The organism is Pseudomonas frederiksbergensis, from assembly GCF_003732665.1.
Lineage (GTDB): Bacteria > Pseudomonadota > Gammaproteobacteria > Pseudomonadales > Pseudomonadaceae > Aquipseudomonas > Aquipseudomonas frederiksbergensis_G.
Genome location: NZ_MOBP01000013.1, coordinates 1 through 16,945, shown reverse-complemented (window position 1 = coordinate 16,945; position 16,945 = coordinate 1). Strand labels below are relative to the sequence as shown.

Annotated in this window: 17 protein-coding genes; 6 read left to right on the top strand and 11 right to left on the bottom strand. The window is 59.4% G+C overall.

From position 1 onward, the window contains the following. The first annotated feature begins 87 nt into the window (after positions 1 to 87). Positions 88 to 414 carry an ElaB/YgaM/YqjD family protein gene (locus BK665_RS20430; RefSeq protein WP_123408457.1) on the top strand — a complete coding sequence of 109 codons (327 nt, stop codon included), beginning with the start codon at positions 88 to 90 and terminating at the stop codon, positions 412 to 414. Here the strand turns inward: BK665_RS20430 and BK665_RS20425 are convergent. After that, positions 411 to 1,304 carry a LysR family transcriptional regulator gene (locus BK665_RS20425; RefSeq protein WP_123408456.1) on the bottom strand — a complete coding sequence of 298 codons (894 nt, stop codon included), beginning with the start codon at positions 1,302 to 1,304 and terminating at the stop codon, positions 411 to 413. The genes BK665_RS20430 and BK665_RS20425 overlap by 4 nt on opposite strands. Positions 1,305 to 1,416: 112 nt before the next feature. On the opposite strand from BK665_RS20425, the gene trpB reads away from it, so the two are divergent. The 3 genes from trpB to BK665_RS20410 all read left to right on the top strand — a co-directional run bounded on the left by trpB (position 1,417) and on the right by BK665_RS20410 (position 4,041). Then, positions 1,417 to 2,637: a tryptophan synthase subunit beta gene (trpB, locus tag BK665_RS20420; protein WP_123408455.1), complete on the top strand. Its 1,221-nt coding sequence runs from the start codon at positions 1,417 to 1,419 to the stop codon at positions 2,635 to 2,637. Further along, on the top strand, positions 2,637 to 3,449 hold the full coding sequence (trpA, locus tag BK665_RS20415; protein ID WP_123408454.1) for a tryptophan synthase subunit alpha: 813 nt from the start codon (positions 2,637 to 2,639) through the stop codon (positions 3,447 to 3,449). The genes trpB and trpA overlap by 1 nt, the downstream gene beginning before the upstream one ends. Before the next feature lie 121 nt (positions 3,450 to 3,570). Then, on the top strand, positions 3,571 to 4,041 hold the full coding sequence (locus tag BK665_RS20410; RefSeq protein WP_123408453.1) for an anti-virulence regulator CigR family protein: 471 nt from the start codon (positions 3,571 to 3,573) through the stop codon (positions 4,039 to 4,041). 184 nt (positions 4,042 to 4,225) lie between these two features. On the opposite strand, the gene BK665_RS20405 is transcribed toward BK665_RS20410, so the two are convergent. The 10 genes from BK665_RS20405 to BK665_RS20360 all read right to left on the bottom strand — a co-directional run bounded on the left by BK665_RS20405 (position 4,226) and on the right by BK665_RS20360 (position 14,014). Next, complete coding sequence (locus tag BK665_RS20405) at positions 4,226 to 6,187, bottom strand: DUF7844 domain-containing protein (protein WP_123408452.1); 1,962 nt, start codon at positions 6,185 to 6,187, stop codon at positions 4,226 to 4,228. After that, complete coding sequence (locus BK665_RS20400) at positions 6,184 to 6,504, bottom strand: DUF2388 domain-containing protein (RefSeq protein ID WP_123408451.1); 321 nt, start codon at positions 6,502 to 6,504, stop codon at positions 6,184 to 6,186. The genes BK665_RS20405 and BK665_RS20400 overlap by 4 nt, the downstream gene beginning before the upstream one ends. Before the next feature lie 27 nt (positions 6,505 to 6,531). Continuing rightward, on the bottom strand, positions 6,532 to 6,849 hold the full coding sequence (locus tag BK665_RS20395; protein ID WP_123408450.1) for a DUF2388 domain-containing protein: 318 nt from the start codon (positions 6,847 to 6,849) through the stop codon (positions 6,532 to 6,534). A gap of 107 nt (positions 6,850 to 6,956) precedes the next feature. Next, the gene (locus BK665_RS20390; protein WP_123408449.1) at positions 6,957 to 7,274 is read right to left on the bottom strand and encodes a DUF2388 domain-containing protein; all 318 of its coding nucleotides are present in this window, start codon (positions 7,272 to 7,274) and stop codon (positions 6,957 to 6,959) included. A 299-nt stretch (positions 7,275 to 7,573) separates the two neighbouring features. Further along, positions 7,574 to 7,789: a DUF1127 domain-containing protein gene (locus BK665_RS20385; protein ID WP_008018491.1), complete on the bottom strand. Its 216-nt coding sequence runs from the start codon at positions 7,787 to 7,789 to the stop codon at positions 7,574 to 7,576. A gap of 319 nt (positions 7,790 to 8,108) precedes the next feature. After that, positions 8,109 to 9,602 (bottom strand): succinyl-CoA:acetate CoA-transferase ScpC, encoded by a 1,494-nt coding sequence (gene scpC, locus BK665_RS20380; protein ID WP_123408448.1) that lies wholly within the window; start codon positions 9,600 to 9,602, stop codon positions 8,109 to 8,111. Between the two features lie 180 nt (positions 9,603 to 9,782). After that, positions 9,783 to 11,219, bottom strand: a complete 1,437-nt coding sequence (locus BK665_RS20375) for an NAD(P)(+) transhydrogenase (Re/Si-specific) subunit beta (protein ID WP_123408447.1) — start codon at positions 11,217 to 11,219, stop codon at positions 9,783 to 9,785. Continuing rightward, entirely contained in the window at positions 11,219 to 11,542 is a 324-nt protein-coding gene (locus tag BK665_RS20370) for an NAD(P) transhydrogenase subunit alpha part 2 (RefSeq protein ID WP_007947884.1), read from the bottom strand. Before BK665_RS20370 ends, BK665_RS20375 begins: the two co-directional genes overlap by 1 nt. Positions 11,543 to 11,557: 15 nt before the next feature. Then, positions 11,558 to 12,679: a Re/Si-specific NAD(P)(+) transhydrogenase subunit alpha gene (locus BK665_RS20365; RefSeq protein WP_123408446.1), complete on the bottom strand. Its 1,122-nt coding sequence runs from the start codon at positions 12,677 to 12,679 to the stop codon at positions 11,558 to 11,560. 435 nt (positions 12,680 to 13,114) lie between these two features. After that, complete coding sequence (locus tag BK665_RS20360; RefSeq protein ID WP_123408445.1) at positions 13,115 to 14,014, bottom strand: LysR family transcriptional regulator; 900 nt, start codon at positions 14,012 to 14,014, stop codon at positions 13,115 to 13,117. A gap of 157 nt (positions 14,015 to 14,171) precedes the next feature. Between BK665_RS20360 and BK665_RS20355 the strand changes: the two genes are divergently transcribed. Next, positions 14,172 to 15,353, top strand: a complete 1,182-nt coding sequence (locus BK665_RS20355; protein WP_123408444.1) for an acyl-CoA dehydrogenase — start codon at positions 14,172 to 14,174, stop codon at positions 15,351 to 15,353. 13 nt (positions 15,354 to 15,366) lie between these two features. Beyond that, positions 15,367 to 16,587, top strand: a complete 1,221-nt coding sequence (locus BK665_RS20350; protein ID WP_123408681.1) for a CaiB/BaiF CoA transferase family protein — start codon at positions 15,367 to 15,369, stop codon at positions 16,585 to 16,587. Positions 16,588 to 16,945 lie beyond the last annotated feature (358 nt).

Genomic DNA, 16,945 nt, shown 5'->3' with positions numbered 1-16,945 from the left:
CAGCAAAGTTCAGATTTACTGCACTTTCTCAAACCCCTGAAGTCCCAACCAACACACGCTACTCATCACCAATGAAGGAGAGCCACCATGGCCAACACCTCTTTACGTAAAGCCTCATTGCAAAGCATGGAAGCCGAGATCGAGAGTCTTCTCAAGTCGCTGGAAAGCCTGAAGGACGACGCCTCGGACGAGTCGCGTAAAACCCTCAAGGCGTTGAAAGCCAATGCTGAAAGCGCGCTGAAGCATTCGCGTCACTTGCTCAGCGATGCCTATGAAGAAGTGAAAGTGAAAACCCGCGAAACCGGGATCGCTACTCGGGACTACGCGCAGGAACACCCTTGGACTACAGCCGGGGTCGCGGTCGGCGCACTCGGCCTGCTCGCGGCGTATCTGTTGTGCAAACGCGGTGACTAATCCGCTTGGCGCAGCTCGTTCTTGAGCCACTGCGCCAGTTGCCGGGCGCGCCCGTCCGCGGCGCGCTTGGGTAGCCAAAGCGCCAGTTGCGCCGGGGTTTCGCAAAAACCCCACGGCGCAACCAGGCGACCGGCCTTCAAGTCTTCGGCCACCAGCGGCTCAGGGGCAATCGCCACACCCAGCCCTGCCACCGCCGCTTCCAGCAAATAATACAAATGCTCGAAACCCTGCCCGTACTTCAACGCCTTGGCGTCGAGGCCGCTTTGTTGTGCCCAGCTCGGCCAAGCCTGAGGGCGGGATGTGGTGTGCAGCAGCGGCTCGGTCAGCAGCGCGCTGGCCGGCGCCTGTTGCAGTCGCTCGTAGCCTGCGAAGCGTGGGCTCATGACCGGACCGATGCGTTCGCTGGCGAGTTCATAGACTTGCATGTCCGCCGGCCAGGGCGGCTCGGCAAATACCAGCAAGGCGTCCAGCCCCGGACGTCGTGGATCGAGATCGCCTTCTCCGGCGGACAGATGCAGACGTAAGTCCGGCAGGTCCGCATTCAGGCGCCCGAGGCGCGGAATGAACCAGCGCGCCAGTAAGCTGCCCGAGCAGCCGAGCACGAAGGGCGCATCGGCGGTGCTTTGGGTCAGTTCGGCGCACACGGTGCGCAATCGCTCGAACGCTTCAGTGCTGGCATCGCGCAGACGAACGCCGGCATCTGTGAGTTTAAGGCCACGTCCATCCTTGATGAACAGGCTGACGCCCAGGTGTTCTTCAAGCACCTTGAGTTGTCGGCTGACTGCACCATGGGTGACGTGCAGCTGTTCGGCAGCCTGACTGACGCTGTTGAGGCGGGCAGTGGCTTCGAAGGCGCGAAGGGCGTTCAGCGGGGGGAGGTCGTGGCTCATGGGATCTGTGAGTTTTCCTGACAGGTTGCGGCGATCTTATCGGTTTTCAGGCTTGGACGTCAGGGGTAGAGTGAGCGTCATTGTCATCACACGAATCCCACTGGAGCGACCCATGACCCAGACTAATCTGCGCAACGGCCCCGACGCCAACGGCCTGTATGGCTCGTTCGGCGGCCGTTACGTCGCCGAAACCCTGATGCCGTTGATCCTCGACCTGGCCCGTGAATACGAATTGGCCAAGGAAGATCCTGCATTCAAAGAAGAATTGGCCTACTTCCAGCGCGACTATGTTGGTCGTCCAAGTCCACTTTATTACGCTGAACGCCTGACCGAATTCTGCGGCGGCGCGAAGATTTACCTCAAGCGCGAAGAGCTGAACCACACCGGCGCGCACAAGATCAACAACTGCATCGGCCAGATCCTGCTGGCGCGGCGCATGGGCAAGAAACGCATCATCGCCGAGACCGGCGCCGGCATGCACGGCGTGGCCACCGCCACCGTGGCCGCGCGTTTTGGCCTGGATTGCGTGATCTACATGGGCACCACGGACATCGAACGCCAGCAAGCCAACGTTTTCCGCATGAAGCTGCTGGGCGCCGAAGTGATTCCGGTGGTGGCCGGCACCGGCACCCTGAAGGATGCGATGAACGAAGCCCTGCGTGACTGGGTGACCAACGTCGACAGCACCTTCTACCTGATCGGCACTGTCGCCGGCCCGCATCCTTATCCCGCCATGGTTCGCGACTTCCAGTCTGTGATCGGCAAGGAAACCCGTACGCAACTGCAAGACCAGGAAGGCCGCCTGCCGGACTCCTTGGTGGCGTGCATCGGCGGTGGTTCCAACGCCATGGGCCTGTTCCACCCGTTCCTGGATGACAAGAGCGTCGAGATCATCGGCGTTGAAGCCGCCGGCTACGGTATCGAAACCGGCAAACACGCGGCCAGCCTGAACGGCGGCGTACCGGGCGTGTTACACGGCAACCGGACCTTCCTGTTGCAGGACGACGACGGTCAGATCATCGACGCCCACTCGATCTCCGCCGGCCTCGACTATCCGGGCATCGGCCCTGAACACGCCTGGTTGCACGACATCGGCCGCGTCCAGTACACCTCGGTGACTGACGACGAAGCCCTCGATGCATTCCACAAATGCTGCCGCCTGGAAGGGATTATTCCTGCCCTGGAAAGCGCCCATGCCTTGGCCGAAGTGTTCAAGCGCGCACCGAAGCTGCCGAAAGATCACCTGATGGTGGTCAACCTGTCCGGCCGTGGCGACAAAGACATGCAAACCGTGATGCACCATATGGAACAGTCCCAGCAGGAGAAACACTGATGAGCCGCCTGCAAACGCGTTTTGCTGAACTTAAAGAACAGAATCGCGCCGCCCTGGTGACCTTCGTTACCGCCGGCGACCCGAGCTATGACACCTCGTTGGCCATCCTCAAAGGCTTGCCCGGCGCTGGCGCCGACGTGATCGAGCTGGGCATGCCCTTCACCGACCCGATGGCCGACGGCCCGGCGATCCAGTTGGCCAACATCCGCGCCCTGGGCGCCAAACAGAACCTGGCGAAAACCCTGCAAATGGTTCGCGAGTTCCGTGAAGGCAACACCGAGACGCCGCTGGTGTTGATGGGTTACTTCAACCCGATTCACATGTATGGCGTGCCGCGTTTCATCGCCGACGCCAAAGAAGCCGGGGTTGATGGTCTGATCGTGGTGGATCTGCCACCGGAGCATAACGGCGAACTGTGCGACCCGGCTCAGGCTGCGGGCCTGGACTTCATCCGTTTGACCACGCCAACCACCGATGATGTGCGTCTGCCAACCGTTCTGAATGGCAGCTCCGGTTTCGTCTATTACGTGTCTGTTGCGGGTGTGACCGGAGCGGGTGCGGCAACCCTGGAGCACGTCGAGGAAGCGGTGGCGCGTCTGCGTCGCCACACCGACCTGCCGATCAGCATCGGTTTCGGTATCCGTACACCGGAGCAGGCAGCGGCTATCGCGCGTCTGGCGGACGGTGTGGTGGTGGGTTCGGCGTTGATCGATCACATCGCCAATGCTTCGACACCAGACCAGGCAATCGACGGCGTGCTGAGCCTTTGTGCCGCGCTTTCCGAGGGCGTGCGTAAGGCCCGGGTCAGCTGAAGGTAAAGTTCTTGATACAGAGGAATTAGCACCTCGCCACACACACTAATCAGCAAGACCGAGGGATTCAGGACATCGTTCTGAATCCCTTTTTGCTGTTTGTGCAGTGAGGAAACCCCCGATGAAAATGCCGAAACGTCTGATTGCCAGCCTGGGCGTGCTGATGCTCAGTGCGACCCCGTTGCTGCACGCCAGCGCCGATCAGCGCGACGATCACGACCACGGCGGCCCGCAGCAGGGCCAATATGACAACCACGGCAACGATCACGGTGACAATCGTGGCAATGATCACCGTGGCCCGCAGGACAACCATCGCGGCGGCCCACCGCCACGGGACTTTGGCCCGGTGCGCCAGACCATTCATGACAATCACGGTTATTTCGTACGCGGTGCACCGCCGCCTCCAGGCATTCGTCTGGAACGCGGTCGGCCATTGCCTCACGGTTATTACGGCGAACGCCTGGATGGCCGAGCCTTGGGCCGGTTGCCGCAATATCAGGGTTATGAGTGGCGTCGTGCCGGTGGCGACATTGTGCTGATCGCCGTGGGGACCGGGATTGTTTATGAGATTCTGGATAACGTGCTGAACTGATCGATCCCATCTCAGCAGGCTGAGCACAGCTTATGTAGCAGCTGGCGAAGCCTGCGTTCGACTGCGCAGCAGTCGCAAACCATTCATCTCGGTCTGTCTGACGTACCGCAGCGTCTGATTTTACGACTGCTTCGCAGTCGAACGCAGGCTTCGCCAGCTGCTACAGAGTCCTGCGGTGATTCGATCAGGGCAATTCCAAGCCGCCAGCCGCTTTATGCAACGCCCGCAAATGCTCGCCAACCTGCTTCAGGTTGGCTTCATTGGCGGCAATCTCCGCCGCCCGGCTCGGCTCCAGCAACGCCCTCACTTCTTTATCCAGATCCCCGGTCAGCGATTGCAGCTGTTTCTGGCGCAGGCTGGTTTCCGATTCCAGGCGTGCCGACTCGCTCGGCTGTGGCAAACCATAGCCACCGGAACCGAGCAATTCGGCCGGGCGGCTGAGGAAGCCGCTGTTGGCGAGGATCTCTTTCAAAGTCGCGTTGGCCTTGTCCATGCCGCCGTTCTTCAGTTCACGAGCGCCGAGGTAGCGTTGCTTCACTTCATCCTGGGCCAACTGTAGCTGCCGACGGAAACTGGCCTGCTCCAGCAGCAGTAACGCCGCGCTGGTGCGTAAATCAGCTTGGTCGATCCACTTGCGCCGTTCTTCGGCGCTCAACGACAACCAGTCTTCGACGGTGGCCTGCTTGATCGGCAAGCGTTTCTTCAACACTTCGAACATCGCTTGGTAGCGATCGCGGAAGGAGTCGAAGCGATAACCCAGGCGCAGGGCTTCGCGTGGGTCGTCCAGCACGCTGGTGTCCGCCAGTCCGCGACCCTTGAGCACTTCCAGCAAGCCGTTGGGCATGATGCTGTCCAGGCCCGTCAGTTGCGCGTTGTTGCTGCCGCTGCGCAACAGTTTCAGGCTTTCCACCGCGCAGTTGTTGGACAGGAAGAAGTAGTTGCCGTCGTAGCTCCAGTGCATCTCGGCGGCGTGTTCCACCACTTCCTCGATTTCGGTGCGAGACAGATTCAACGGCACTGACGCGAGGCTGCGCAGTTCGGTCTTGGTGTATTCGTCGATCACCTGGGCCAGGGGCAAGACAAACAGGCGCGACGGGTATTTGCCGACCAAACCGTCCCAGCTCGACAACTGTACGTCGCCGACGAATGCGCGATAAGACAGCACCAGGCTCTGGTCCAGATCCAGTCGGCAATCCGGCCCGCGTGGCCGGCCCGGCGCGCAGATCACCAGACGCAACATGCTGTGGCCCCAGCGGCTGACCCAGTTCTGATTGGCTTCGGCCAGCAGGTAATCGACGGCGTAGACCCGTTCCGGATCGACCTGGCCCAACGGCGTCTTGGCGAAGTCGTTGCCGGCATTGAGGAAGGCGAAGGTTTTGGCGCAGGCGTCTTTGGTGGGCGGCGCCCAGCCGAAATGTTCCTTGTAGTAGCGGTACAGCGCGGGACGGCGGCAGGCATAGCTCGGGTCGAGGAGGAAGTACTCCATGTTGACCGCCACGAACTCCTTGGGATTGGTCGTCTCGTAGATGTCCGGGCTGCGGACGATTTGCCGGTTGTGCTGTTCGCGTTCGCCGCGTCGGCCCACGTATTGCGGCCAACCCGCCAGGTCCAGCAGGCGTGGATCGTCACTGAGGGTGAAACGTCGTGTGGTCTGGCCGCGGCATTGATCGGGGATGCCGATCAGGCCGGAGCTGCTGTTGCGCCGGTTGCAGCGCTGGATCAGCGTGCGCTCGGCGTCCGGCCACAGGCGCGAGCGATCATAAATATGGGTGAGTTCGTGTAGTACCGTAGCGAGCATTTCCCGGCGAACGGTGCCGTGGGGGCGGTAGGTCTTCTTGGTGGCGGCGCTGCCGTCGGTGAGACTGGCGAGCAGATTGCGATTCAGATCGAGCTCAGACACCAGGGACGCCTGGCCGTAGGCGTTGTCGGGCATTTCGTCGGTCCAGCCGACATCGATGCGCCGATCCAGTTGTTCGACGAAGCGCGGCGGCAACGCCTGCATGGCTTCATCGAGCAGCGCCTGGCTGGCCTGCACTTGCGCGGGGCTCAGACCGTCGGTCTTGAGGCGTAATTGCAGGCTGGCCTGGGCGGTGTTGCCAAGCAGCAACACCCACCCGGCCAGCAGCCAGGCACTGAGCGACTTCACAGTGCGAGGATGGCTTCGGCGAGAACCTGATCACTGGCGTCGCGGGCTTCCGGCACGCGGGTACGCAAGGTATTGAGTGCCGCTTCCAGGTGCGCGCCGCGAATATCGCCGTCAGTGGCGATGAAACTGGCCGCATCGTCGTGGGCGTCGCGCACGATCTTCGAGTCGCGAATGGAGGTGGTGGTATCGGATGTGAAATCAAGCGTGCGCTGGGTGGCACGGATGATCATGTTACTAGTGGCAACCAGGGTGTGCGCCTGGGCCACGTCGGCCAACAACAGCAGGCCAAGGGTGGCAGCAATCAGCGGGCTACGCATGGAACGACTCCGAAGGAACGATGATAACTATTGGACGAGAATTGCCTGCGCCAGTTCAAGGTCGCTGGCATGAAGTTTTGGCTGGGTCCGGCGCAGGTAAACCAGGGCGGATTCCAGTTGCGCTCCTCGTAGTTGGCCGTCACTGGCAATGAATGCCGCAGCGTCATCCTGAGCGGCGATCAGCAGTTTATGGTCGAAGGGCGCAGAGGTCACCATGCTTGTGGCGTAGCCACTGACTACAGTGCCTTGTGTAGACAAATTAAAGGCGTCGAAGGCATGGGCCGAAACCGACCAAAAGGCCGCCAGGCATGCGGGAATGAATAGCAGATTTGAAAGAAAACCCATGAGACTCGATAGCTGGAAACGAGCCCCAAGGCTAGCGCAATGCCCGGACTAGAGCCAGCGCCGAAACATTGGGACACGATGGGCGTGTCCCGTCGTTCAGCTCACGTTCAGATCGCCAGGATGGCCTGGGCAATTTGCGCGTCAGTGGCGTTTAGCTGCGGCAACTGACGGTGAATTTCATCGATTGCACTTTCCAGTTTCACGCCTCGAATATCGCCGTTGCTGGCGACGAAGCTGGCGGCGTCATCACGAGCGGCGCGCACGATTTTGTTATCACGCAGTGAAGAGGAAGCGTCGGAGGTGGCGTCGGAACTGGATTTGAGCGCGCCAACGACGGCGTCGGTGGTCACGATAAAACTGGTGGCGTGGGCATTGGCAGCCACGGCGAGCAGGGCTGCAGCGCTCAGCAGACGAAGACGGGACATGGGGTAGCTCCTTTGGATAAACCGGTTGAGAGGTGGCGCAGTGTCTGTTGGATCAGACGCCGGTCATGTCGCGTTCGCCACGTTCTGGCTGGATATTAGGCCGGCGCGCATGGAATCGAATAGCCCGGATGGATGAAATGTCAGTGTACCGGTCAATTCCATAAAATATAAAACTGTACTGGTATGCCTTTTAAGGCCCTGAAACGACAAAACCCGCCGTGGTTTCCCACGACGGGTTTTGGTTGTTCAATTCGGGTTGCTGGCGGTGGACCCTGTAGGTCAGAGCCAGCGACGCTAACTTAGCGCCAGAACGGCTTGCTCAGCTCTTCGTAGCGTTGTGCTTCGCTAATCCCGGCATCAGCCAGCAGACGCGAATCCAGACGAGCCAATTGATGGCGGCTGGTAATGCGGCGCTGCCACAACATCAGGTTAGCGATAACGCGAAGAGGCAGGGAAGCCTGGGTTTTTGCAGCAGTATCTTCGAAGAACAGTTCGGAACTGAGTGTACGTTCCATGGTTGACATCCTTCCGCTTGTGGCGGGATTAGGTAGTGGTTTAACTGATGCCAATGATCCTCCTGTTTGGCCAGTCCCCCTAGATACAGTTCACTTGTATTGTGAGAGACCAGTTAACTGTTTATAGGGGGTGTACTGGTCGATATTGAGGCAACTGTACCTGTCAGCACCGATACGGTGCGTTTTCATCCTCGAGACTCGGAAATGTAGGCAAAAACCGTAGGAAACGACCAGTACAGCAGTACAGTTTTAAACAGTAGAGTGTGTTGCAAGAACCAACTGACGCAACTGTGTGTGCGTCAGCTGTATTTTCGATCAATCAGGCCTTGAGCATCCGCCCGGTTTCTTCCAGGTTGATGTGCCAGCTCAGGGCATCGCGCAGGATGTGCGGGGTGTGGCCACCGATTGCACAGGCCGCCGTGAAGTAGTCATTCAAGGCTTCGCGATAGTCCGGGTGCACACAGTTGTCGATCACCACCCGCGCTCGCTCCCGCGGCGCCAAACCACGCAGGTCGGCCAGACCAATCTCGGTCACCAGAATGTCGACGTCATGTTCGGTATGGTCAACGTGGCTGACCATCGGCACCACACTGGAGATCGCCCCGCCCTTTGCAATCGACTTGGTGACAAAGATCGACAGGTGCGCATTTCGCGCGAAATCCCCGGAACCGCCGATGCCATTCATCATCCGCGTGCCGCAGACGTGGGTGGAGTTGACGTTGCCGTACAGGTCGAACTCCAGCGCCGTGTTGATGCCGATGATGCCCAGGCGCCGCACCACTTCCGGATGGTTGGAGATTTCCTGGGGCCGCAGCACCAGTTTGTCCTTGTAATGCTCCAGGTTGCCGAACACATCGGTATTGCGCCGGGCCGACAACGTGATCGAGCTGCCTGAGGCAAAGCTCAGCTTGCCGGCGTCGATCAGGTCGAAGGTCGAGTCCTGCAACACCTCCGAATACATGGTCAGGTCTTCAAACGGCGAGTCGATCAAGCCACACATCACCGAGTTGGCGATGGTGCCGATCCCGGCCTGCAGCGGACCAAGCTTGTTAGTCATGCGCCCTGCCGCCACTTCCTGCTTGAAGAAGTCGATCAGGTGATCAGCGATGGCCTGGGTCTCGACGTCCGGCGGCAGCACGGTGGACGGCGAGTCCGACTGATTGGTGATCACAATCGCGACGATCTTCTCGGGCGGAATCGGAATGGCCGTGCTGCCAATGCGATCGTCGACTTTCACCAGAGGAATCGGCGTGCGGGTCGGGCGATAGGTCGGGATATAGATGTCGTGCAACCCTTCGAGATTCGGGTTGTGCGCCATGTTGATCTCGACGATCACGTGTTTGGCGAAGATCGCGAAACTGGCTGAGTTGCCCACCGACGTGGTCGGCACGATATGGCCCTGTTCGGTAATCGCCACGGCTTCGATCACTGCGATGTCTGGCCGCGTGAGTTGTTGGTTGCGCAGCATCTCCACGGTTTCCGACAAATGCTGGTCGATGAACATGACTTCGCCGGCATTGATGGCTTTGCGCAAGGTGCTGTCGACCTGGAACGGCATGCGCCGCGACAGGACGCCGGCCTCTGTCAGTTGTTTATCGAGGTCGTTGCCCAGGCTCGCGCCGGTCATCAGGGTGATTTTCAGCGGAGTGATTTTGGCGCGTTCGGCCAGTGCGTGGGGTACGGCTTTGGCTTCACCGGCGCGGGTGAAACCGCTCATGCCGACGGTCATGCCGTCCTCAATCAGAGCAGCAGCGTCAGCGGCGCTCATCACCTTATCCAACAACGAAGGCAAGCGAATACGATCACGGTACATGGAGTGTTATCTCGGGCAACGGAAGCAAGGTGTGCAGTCTAGTGATTTGAAAAAAATCCGTCCCGCTACCATGGTCGAATGCCGAGCCCTGATTTAGAGCCTTTTGTCGGGTTTCACGGGGAATAAAAAAACCCCAGCCTACTAAAGGCTGAGGTTTTGGGTATTGCGCTGGAGCAGGTTTTACTCGACAGCTTTGACCATGTCTTCGATGACTTTCTTCGCATCGCCGAAGACCATCATGGTTTTGTCGAGGTAGAACAGTTCGTTGTCCAGACCGGCGTAGCCGCTGGCCATCGAGCGCTTGTTGACGATGATGGTCTTGGCCTTGAACGCTTCGAGAATCGGCATGCCGGCAATCGGCGATTTCGGATCGTTCTTCGCGGCGGGGTTGACCACGTCGTTGGCGCCCAGCACCAGCACCACGTCGGCCTGACCGAACTCGGAGTTGATATCTTCCATCTCGAACACCTGGTCGTAAGGCACTTCGGCCTCGGCGAGCAGTACGTTCATGTGGCCAGGCATCCGCCCGGCCACCGGGTGGATCGCGTACTTCACGGTCACGCCGCGATGGGTCAGCTTCTCGGTCAATTCTTTGAGCGCGTGCTGTGCCCGTGCTACCGCCAGGCCGTAGCCTGGAACGATGATCACGGTGTCGGCGTTGGTCAGCAGGAAGGTCGCATCGTCAGCCGAACCGGATTTCACCGGGCGTGCTTCTTTCGAACCCGCCGGGCCAGCTGCGTCCGCCGTGTTGCCGAAACCGCCGAGCAGCACATTAAAGAAGGAGCGGTTCATCGCCTTGCACATGATGTAGGAGAGGATCGCACCGGACGAACCTACCAGCGAACCGGCAATGATCAGCATCGAGTTGTTCAGCGAGAAGCCAATCCCCGCCGCCGCCCAGCCGGAGTAGCTGTTGAGCATCGACACGACCACGGGCATGTCCGCGCCGCCGATCGGGATGATGATCAGCACGCCGAGCACGAAGGCCAGGGCCAGCATCAGGGCGAAGGCGCTGAGGTTGCCGGTCAGCATGAAAGTGATGCCCAGTGCCAGTGTCGCCAGGCCCAGCAGCAGATTCAGCTTGTGCTGACCGCCGAACTGTACCGGCGCACCCTGGAACAGGCGGAACTTGTACTTGCCCGACAGCTTGCCGAACGCGATCACCGAACCGGAAAAGGTGATTGCACCGATGGCAGCGCCGAGGAACAGCTCCAGGCGGTTACCGGCAGGAATTGAATCCCCCAGTTGCTTGACGATGCCCAGCGACTGCGGCTCAACCACGGCAGCGATGGCAATGAACACCGCCGCCATACCGATCATGCTGTGCATGAAGGCGACCAGTTCTGGCATTTTGGTCATTTCAACGCGCTTGGCCATGATCGAACCGGCAGTGCCGCCGACCAGCAGACCAACGATGACGTAGCCGATGCCGGCAGTGGCGAGCTCAGCGCCGAGCTTATAGATGAGGCCGACAGTCGTGAGGATCGCCAGCGCCATGCCGAGCATGCCGTAGACGTTGCCGCGCCGCGACGTGGTCGGGTGCGACAGGCCTTTGAGGGCCTGGATGAAGCAGATCGACGCGATCAAGTAGAGCGTCGTGACAAGGTTCATGCTCATTACTTGGGCGCCTCTTCTTTTACGACTTTCGGGGCTTTTTTCTTGAACATCTCAAGCATTCTGCGGGTGACCAGGAAGCCACCAAACACGTTCACCGCCGCCAGGGCCACGGCGAGGGTGCCCATGGTCTTGCCCAGTGGCGTGACGGTCAAAGCCGCTGCCAGCATGGCGCCGACGATGACGATCGCGGAAATGGCATTGGTCACTGCCATCAATGGCGTGTGCAGTGCAGGTGTAACGTTCCAGACCACGTGATAACCGACATAAATCGCCAGCACGAAGATGATCAGGTTGTAGATACCGGGGGAGATAAGCTCTTCCATCGTCTGAATCCCTGCTTAGGCGTTTTTGCGGATGACTTGGCCGTCGCGGCACATCAGGCACGCGGCGACGATGTCGTCTTCGAGGTTCACTTCGAACTGGCCTTCCTTGTTGAAGACCAGCTTCAGGAAGTCCAGCAGGTTGCGGGCGTACAGCGCCGAAGCGTCCGCCGCGACTTCACCGGCGAGGTTGGTCGGGCCGCAAATGGTTACGCCATTCTCGACCACCACCTGATCGGCCACGGTCAGCGGGCAGTTGCCACCCTGGGCGGCGGCGAGGTCGATAACTACCGAGCCTGGCTTCATCTGCGCCACGGTTTCCGCGCTCAACAGCGTCGGCGCCTTGCGGCCCGGGATCAGCGCAGTGGTGATGACGATGTCGGCTTGTTTGGCGCGTTCGTGCACGGCCAGGGCCTGACGCTGCATCCAGCTAGCGGGCATTGGACGCGCGTAGCCGCCGACACCGACGGCGCATTCACGCTCTTCGTCAGTCTCGTAAGGCACGTCGACGAATTTGGCGCCGAGGGATTCGATCTGCTCTTTTACCGCCGGACGTACATCAGACGCTTCGATCACCGCACCCAGACGTTTCGCCGTGGCGATCGCCTGTAAGCCCGCCACGCCAGCGCCGAGAATCAGCACCCGCGCCGCTTTCACGGTGCCCGCAGCGGTCATCAGCATCGGCATGAAGCGCGGATAGTAATGAGCGGCCAGCAACACGGCTTTATAGCCGGCGATGTTCGCCTGGGAGGACAGCACATCCAGGCTCTGGGCGCGGGAGGTACGCGGCGCGGCTTCCAGCGCGAACGCGGTAATGCCGCACTCGGCCAGCTTGGCGATGGTTTCATTGCTGAACGGATTGAGCATGCCCACCACAACGGTGCCGCTTTTAATCAGCGCCAGCTCGCTGTCGCTGGGGGCGACCACCTTGAGAATCAGCTCGGCACCAAACGCATCGCTGGCGCTGCCAATGGTCGCGCCTGCCGCTTCATAGGCACTGTCGACAACGCTGGCTTTGACGCCGGCGCCGCTTTGTACAGTGACCTTATGACCCTGGCCGATCAGCTTTTTGATGGTTTCCGGGGTTGCAGCAACCCGTGTTTCACCCGTCTGGGTTTCGAGAGGAACACCAATGTGCACGTCAAATCTCCTGCGTGATCTTATTGAGTAAACCCAGGCACTTCGGATGGTGCGGCTGGGGCGGCCGATCAGCACGATCCCGCCAAATCAGGGCGGGGCGCGGCATTTTGCAGGCGAACTTTGTGCCCTTCAAGGGATTATGACGGGTGACGGAAAATTAACTACAAGTCACCCCGTGACCGAATGTCGCAACTAACCGGGTCAATCCCTTGCAGGCCGTGCCTTGTAAGGATTCTGGTCGAAATTGAAGAATTTCCACATCGGCGTTGTGAATGAGCCGTCATTGCGTCGAAATAGAGGCTCAAGGCCACGACTTCAGGCGCTTGTGGGACGTTTGTACTGCTTGTCGGTACAGTCTATGGATATGCGACAAATACTTATATCTGTAGTGTTTTCGTTTTGCTGACTACGGGGTCAGCTAACGAGCGATAGCCTTCATCCTTCTAGGCTGTAGCTGTGAGCCTGATTTACCAGCCAGTCGCGAAAAGCCCTTAAAGACGCCGATTCAACCTTTCGCTCAGGAATCATCAGGTAATACGCCTTGATGCTCGACAGTGCCTGAGGGTTGGCAATCACCAGGCGCTTCTCCGCCAGTTCACGTTGAATCAGAAACGGTGGAATCAGCGCGATCCCCATGTCATGCATTGCCGCCTGGGCGAGCATGGAGAATAGCTCGTAACGCGGGCCTGTCATGTCGCGAGGGATATCCAGGTGCTGCGAGTTGAACCACTGCCGCCAGGCGTAGGGGCGGGTGGTTTGTTGCAGAAGAGGTAGTTCCGCGATTTCAGCGGGTGTCAGATGGAGCTTCTTGCCCAGTAGGGCGGGGCTGCAGACCGGCATCGGATTTTCTCCCATCAGCCTGTGGGATTCTGTACCCGACCAGTCCGCATCGCCGAAGTAGATCGCGGCATCGAACTCGGTGTCGGCAAACAGGAACGGTCGGGTGCGGTTGGTGAGATTGACCGTCACCTCCGGGTGTTTGTGCTGGAAATCCTTGAGTCGTGGCAACAGCCATTGGGTGCCGAAGGTCGGCACCACCGCCAGTTCGATCACGTTGGCGCCTTGCTGGCCCATCACCGACAAAGTATCCCGTTCCACCGCATCGAGTTGCGTGGCCACCCGACGGCTGTAGGAAAGTCCGGCTTCGGTCAGCTTCACCCCGCGTCGGGATCGTCTGAATAGTTCGACGCTGAGGAACTCCTCCAGGCTGGCGATCTGTCGGCAAATCGCACCTTGAGTGAGGGACAGTTCCTGGGCGGCCTTGGTAAAGCTCTCGTGGCGCGCCGCCGCTTCGAAGCTGATCAGGGCGGTCGTGCTGGGGATTTTCCTGCGCATGTACGTGAACCTCACTAATACATCGCATTAATGACCTTTCGCGATGCTTCGGAGTGAGAAATTAGCACAACAGTATGCGAAATCCTCGTTTGCCCTGACGGGGTGGCAGGCCTAGGATCAATCCACGTTATTTGACCCGATTCGAGAGGACACACTCATGGGCGGTAAAGCTAGCTTCAACTGGATCGATCCCCTGCTGCTGGATCAACAGCTCACCGAAGAAGAACGCATGATCCGCGACACCGCCGAGCAATTTGCTCAGCAGAAGCTCGCGCCACGTGTTCTGGAAGCTTTCCGTCATGAAAAGACCGACATTGCGATCTTCCGTGAGATGGGTGATGTCGGCCTGTTGGGCGCGACCATTCCCGAGCAATACGGTGGCAGCGGTCTGAACTACGTCAGCTACGGCCTGATCGCCCGTGAAGTCGAGCGCGTCGACTCCGGTTATCGCTCGATGATGAGCGTGCAGTCCTCGCTGGTCATGGTGCCGATCAACGAATTCGGTACTGAAGCGCAAAAGCAGAAGTACCTGCCGAAACTCGCTTCGGGCGAATGGATCGGTTGCTTCGGTCTGACAGAGCCGAACCACGGTTCCGACCCGGGCGCGATGATTACTCGTGCACGCAAAGTGGAAGGCGGCTACAGCCTGACTGGCAGCAAAATGTGGATCACCAACAGCCCGATCGCCGATGTGTTCGTGGTTTGGGGCAAGGACGATGCCGGCGACATCCGTGGCTTCGTACTGGAGAAAGGCTGGAAAGGCCTGAGCGCTCCGGCGATTCACGGCAAGGTTGGCCTGCGTGCGTCCATCACCGGCGAAATCGTCATGGACAACGTGTTTGTCCCTGAAGAGAACATCTTCCCGGACGTCCGTGGCCTGAAAGGTCCGTTTACCTGCCTCAACTCCGCTCGTTACGGCATTTCGTGGGGCGCACTCGGCGCCGCCGAGTTCTGCTGGCACACCGCTCGCCAGTACACCCTGGACCGTCAGCAGTTCGGTCGCCCATTGGCTGCGACTCAGTTGATTCAGAAGAAACTGGCCGACATGCAGACCGAAATCACCATGGCTCTGCAAGGTTGCCTGCGCCTGGGTCGCATGAAGGACGAAGGCACTGCGGCGGTCGAGATTACTTCGATGATGAAGCGCAACTCCTGCGGCAAGTCCCTGGACATCGCACGCATGGCTCGGGACATGCTGGGCGGTAACGGCATTTCCGACGAGTTCGGTGTCGCGCGCCACCTGGTCAACCTCGAAGTGGTGAACACCTACGAAGGTACGCACGACGTACATGCGCTGATCCTGGGTCGCGCACAGACCGGCATCCAGGCGTTCTATTAATAGGGGAATGGCCATGGGCGCGCTTTCGCATCTACGGGTACTGGATTTATCGCGGGTGCTGGCCGGGCCTTGGTCCGGGCAGATCCTGGCGGACCTTGGCGCTGAGGTGATCAAGGTCGAGCGCCCGGGCAATGGTGACGACACGCGCGCCTGGGGGCCTCCGTTCCTCAAAGACGCCTATGGCGAAAACACCAGCGAGGCTGCTTATTACCTGTCGGCCAATCGCAATAAGCAATCGGTGACCATCGACTTCACCCGCCCTGAAGGGCAGAAGCTGGTGCGTGATCTGGCGGCGAAGTCGGACATCCTGATCGAGAACTTCAAGGTCGGTGGTCTGGCGGCTTATGGGCTGGACTATGAAACGCTTAAAGCGATCAATCCGGATCTGATCTATTGCTCGATTACGGGGTTTGGTCAGACCGGGCCTTACGCCAAGCGCGCCGGTTATGACTTCATGATCCAAGGGTTGGGTGGCTTGATGAGCCTGACCGGCCGGCCCGAAGGTGATGAAGGTGCGGGGCCGGTGAAAGTCGGGGTCGCCCTGACAGACATTTTGACCGGGCTGTATTCGACCGTAGCAATACTGGCGGCGCTGGCGCATCGGGATCACGACGGCGGCGGTCAGCACATTGATATGGCGTTGCTCGATGTGCAGGTGGCTTGCCTGGCTAACCAGGCGATGAACTACCTGACTACAGGCAATGCGCCCAAGCGCTTGGGCAATGCTCATCCGAATATCGTGCCTTATCAGGACTTTCCTACGGCGGACGGCGACTTCATCCTTACCGTGGGTAACGACGGGCAGTTCCGCAAGTTTGCCGAAGTGGCGGGTCAGCCGCAGTGGGCAGATGATCCGCGCTTTGCCACCAACAAATTGAGGGTGGCAAATCGGGCGGTGCTGATTCCGCTGATCCGCCAGGCGACGGTGTTCAAGACCACCGCTGAGTGGGTGCTACAGCTCGAGCAGGCGGGTGTGCCGTGTGGGCCGATCAATGACTTGGCGCAGGTTTTTGCTGATCCGCAGGTCCAGGCGCGGGGGTTGGCCATAGAGCTGCCGCATGCGCTGGCCGGGATGGTGCCTCAGGTGGCGAGTCCGATTCGTTTGTCCGAGACGCCTGTGGAGTACCGGAATGCGCCACCGTTGTTAGGGGAGCACACGCTGGAGGTTTTGCAGCGGGTATTGGGGTTGGATGCTGCTGCGGTTGAGGCTTTCAAGGCGTCCGGGGTGCTCTGACACGTTCTTCTATATAGAAGGCGTCGTTTCGCGCTTTCTATATAGAAGCAATCAGGGTGTTTTCGGGGTTTCTGCAAGTTATTGATAGAAAAGCCAAATCAGGGGTTGACGGCAGATTCTGGAAGTCTATAATTCGCCCCACTTCCGGCGCAGTCGAAACGGAAAACTCCTTGGTAAACAAAGAGTTACGCAGATTTCGACAGCAAGTTGCTTCAGGTTATCGAAGTCAGGAAGGAGTTGATTGGGCGGTGTTGTTTGGCTCAATTGACGATTCGATCTTCTCGATCGAAAGCGGTGAAAAAGAGGTGTTGACAGCAGCGAGTAACGCTGTAGAATTCGCCTCCCGCTAACGAGAGAT

What these genes read in the sequence shown, in the direction of transcription:
- BK665_RS20430 (WP_123408457.1), top strand. Translation starts at nt 88, where the DNA reads ATGGCCAACACCTCTTTACGTAAAGCCTCATTGCAAAGCATGGAAGCC.
- BK665_RS20425 (WP_123408456.1), bottom strand. Translation starts at nt 1,304, where the DNA reads ATGAGCCACGACCTCCCCCCGCTGAACGCCCTTCGCGCCTTCGAAGCC.
- trpB (WP_123408455.1), top strand. Translation starts at nt 1,417, where the DNA reads ATGACCCAGACTAATCTGCGCAACGGCCCCGACGCCAACGGCCTGTAT.
- trpA (WP_123408454.1), top strand. Translation starts at nt 2,637, where the DNA reads ATGAGCCGCCTGCAAACGCGTTTTGCTGAACTTAAAGAACAGAATCGC.
- BK665_RS20410 (WP_123408453.1), top strand. Translation starts at nt 3,571, where the DNA reads ATGAAAATGCCGAAACGTCTGATTGCCAGCCTGGGCGTGCTGATGCTC.
- BK665_RS20400 (WP_123408451.1), bottom strand. Translation starts at nt 6,504, where the DNA reads ATGCGTAGCCCGCTGATTGCTGCCACCCTTGGCCTGCTGTTGTTGGCC.
- BK665_RS20395 (WP_123408450.1), bottom strand. Translation starts at nt 6,849, where the DNA reads ATGGGTTTTCTTTCAAATCTGCTATTCATTCCCGCATGCCTGGCGGCC.
- BK665_RS20390 (WP_123408449.1), bottom strand. Translation starts at nt 7,274, where the DNA reads ATGTCCCGTCTTCGTCTGCTGAGCGCTGCAGCCCTGCTCGCCGTGGCT.
- BK665_RS20385 (WP_008018491.1), bottom strand. Translation starts at nt 7,789, where the DNA reads ATGGAACGTACACTCAGTTCCGAACTGTTCTTCGAAGATACTGCTGCA.
- scpC (WP_123408448.1), bottom strand. Translation starts at nt 9,602, where the DNA reads ATGTACCGTGATCGTATTCGCTTGCCTTCGTTGTTGGATAAGGTGATG.
- BK665_RS20375 (WP_123408447.1), bottom strand. Translation starts at nt 11,219, where the DNA reads ATGAGCATGAACCTTGTCACGACGCTCTACTTGATCGCGTCGATCTGC.
- BK665_RS20370 (WP_007947884.1), bottom strand. Translation starts at nt 11,542, where the DNA reads ATGGAAGAGCTTATCTCCCCCGGTATCTACAACCTGATCATCTTCGTG.
- BK665_RS20360 (WP_123408445.1), bottom strand. Translation starts at nt 14,014, where the DNA reads ATGCGCAGGAAAATCCCCAGCACGACCGCCCTGATCAGCTTCGAAGCG.
- BK665_RS20355 (WP_123408444.1), top strand. Translation starts at nt 14,172, where the DNA reads ATGGGCGGTAAAGCTAGCTTCAACTGGATCGATCCCCTGCTGCTGGAT.
- BK665_RS20350 (WP_123408681.1), top strand. Translation starts at nt 15,367, where the DNA reads ATGGGCGCGCTTTCGCATCTACGGGTACTGGATTTATCGCGGGTGCTG.